At 71.4% G+C, this 2,250-nt stretch carries 1 protein-coding gene and 1 pseudogene; both read left to right on the plus strand.

Translation table 11 applies throughout. The annotated features are described in order from the left end of the window. A pseudogene (locus GA0115259_RS40955) lies at positions 1 to 887 on the plus strand (hypothetical protein); the annotation flags it as partial. Further along, positions 884 to 2,176 carry an Ig-like domain-containing protein gene (locus GA0115259_RS37995; RefSeq protein WP_093605170.1) on the plus strand — a complete coding sequence of 431 codons (1,293 nt, stop codon included), beginning with the start codon at positions 884 to 886 and terminating at the stop codon, positions 2,174 to 2,176. The pseudogene GA0115259_RS40955 and the gene GA0115259_RS37995, both read left to right, overlap by 4 nt. The last annotated feature ends 74 nt before the right edge of the window (positions 2,177 to 2,250 follow it).

Here is a 2,250-nt window from a genome sequence, read left to right on the forward strand (position 1 = left end):
CCTCCATGCTGACCAAGCGTTTCTCCAGGCCGGCCGCCCTCGGCGCCGCCACTCTGCTGACCGCCGCGGGCGGTGCGCTGCTGCTCGGCGCGCCCGCCGCGCAGGCCGCCGACCCGGTGGGCACCGTCAAGGTGACCCCGGCCACCGGCACCGACACCTCGGGCGTGAATCTGACGACCTCCGCCATCTGCCCGGAAGAGGCCGGCTACCTGATCGTCAAGGTGGCGGGCAAGGGCTTCCCCGCCGAGGGCCAGAATGTCGTCGGCAACTCGGAGGTCGGCATCTACCCGGTCGCGGACGCGGGATACGAGATTCCGCTGACCGAGACCATGCGGGACTATGCCAACATCGCCGGCTTCAAGACGCTGGAAGGCCGTTACGACTTCACCGTCACCTGCCGCAAGGCCTTCGGCGAGACCACGTACGGCGACTTCACCGGCTCCATCTGGTTCACCTCGAACACCGCCTACCAGAACACCGACCCGGCCGGGCCCTCGGACCCGCCCACGAGCACCTCGCCCAGTCCGTCGCAGAGCACCGAGCCCAGCACGGAGCCGAGCGACACGACCGAGCCCACCGACGACCCGGCGCCGAGCGACTCGGTCGAGCCGTCCGACACCGGTCTGCCCACCGAGACCGGTGACCCGGGCACCGCGGACGGCGGTTCCTCGGACGGCGGCGCCTCCGACGGCGGTTCCTCCGGCGGCTCCACCGATGTCTCCACCGAGGTCGCCTCCGGCGGTACGGGCGGCGCCCTCGCCAGCACCGGTGCCCAGGCCGGACTCCTCGGCGTCGGCTCCGCGGCCCTGATCGGCCTCGGCACCGCCGCCGTCTTCTGGGCCCGCCGCCGCGGACTGCTCACTTTCGCGAACGGCGGCAACCGATGACGGCCCGTAAGGCGCTCGCCGCGCTGCTCACCGGCGCCGTCGGTGTCCTCAGCGGGCTCGTGCTGCTCGGCGCGCCCGTAGCGCAGGCCGACACCCTGGGCACGCTCACGCCGTCGCCGGCCACCGGCACCGACACCTCGGGCGTGAATCTGAGGACCTCGGGCACCTGCCCCGAGCCCGCGGACCACATCCTCGTCTCGGTGACCGGTGCGGGCTTCCCGGCCGAGGGCCAGAACGTGGTGGGCAACTCGGACATCAGCATCTATCCGGTCGTGGGTGATGGGTTCGAGGTGCCGCTGACCGAGACCATGCGGGACTACGCCAACACGGCGGGCTTCAAGACGCTTGAGGGCCGCTACGAGTTCACGGTCACCTGCCGCAAGGCCTTCGGGAGTACGACGTACGGTGACTTCAAGGGCTCCATCTGGTTCACCTCGAACACGGCGTACCAGAGCACCGCTCCGGCGCAGCCGACGACGGCGGCCCTCACCGTGTCACCGGCCGGCTCCGTCACCCAGGGCACCGAGGTCAAGCTCACCGCGAAGATCACGCCCGCCACGGCGCCCGGCACTGTGCGGTTCCTCGACGGGACCACTCCGTACGGCTCGCCCGTCACCGTCTCGAACGGGACGGCGTCCCTCTCCACCACCACTCTCGCGGTCGGCGCCCACTCGTTGAAGGCGCAGTTCACGCCCGCGAATCCGGCGGACCACACCGGCTCGACCTCCGCCGCGGTCGCGCTCACCGTCAAGCTCCGCGCGCCCTCGGTCACCACCGCGCCGAAGGTCACCGGCGCGGCCCGCGTCGGCTCCAAGGTCACCTGCTCCGTGAAGTTCAGCGGCGCCACCACCGTGCGTTACCAGTGGCTGCGCGACGGCAAGGTGATCACCGGCGCGACCGCCTCGACCCGCACGCTGGACTCCACCGACCGTACGCACAAGGTCGCCTGCCGGCCCAGCGGCGTCAACAGCGGTGGCACCACCACGGTCACCAGCCCGTCCGTCACCGTCGCCACCGGCCTCGCGCTCAAGGTGAAGACGGCACCGGCCATCAGCGGCACGGCCAAGGTCGGCAAGAAGCTCACCGCCAAGGCCGGCACCTGGACGCCCGCCGCCACGTCGTACAGCTATGTGTGGAAGCGGGACGGCAAGGCGATCAGCCGCGCCACCAAGTCCACGTACACGACGGTCAAGGCCGACAAGAACCACAAGCTGACGGTCACGGTCACCGCCAAGCGCGCCGGATACGCCAACGGCGCCGCCACCACGAAGTCAGTGAAGGTGACCTGACGGTGACCCAGAAAACCCTGGAGCGCCCGCCGAGCGCCCCACCGGCCGGCCGGGCGCGCGACCAGCGCCCGGCC

Origin of the sequence: Streptomyces sp. MnatMP-M17, assembly GCF_900091995.1 — a bacterium.
Taxonomy (GTDB): Bacteria; Actinomycetota; Actinomycetes; order Streptomycetales; family Streptomycetaceae; genus Streptomyces.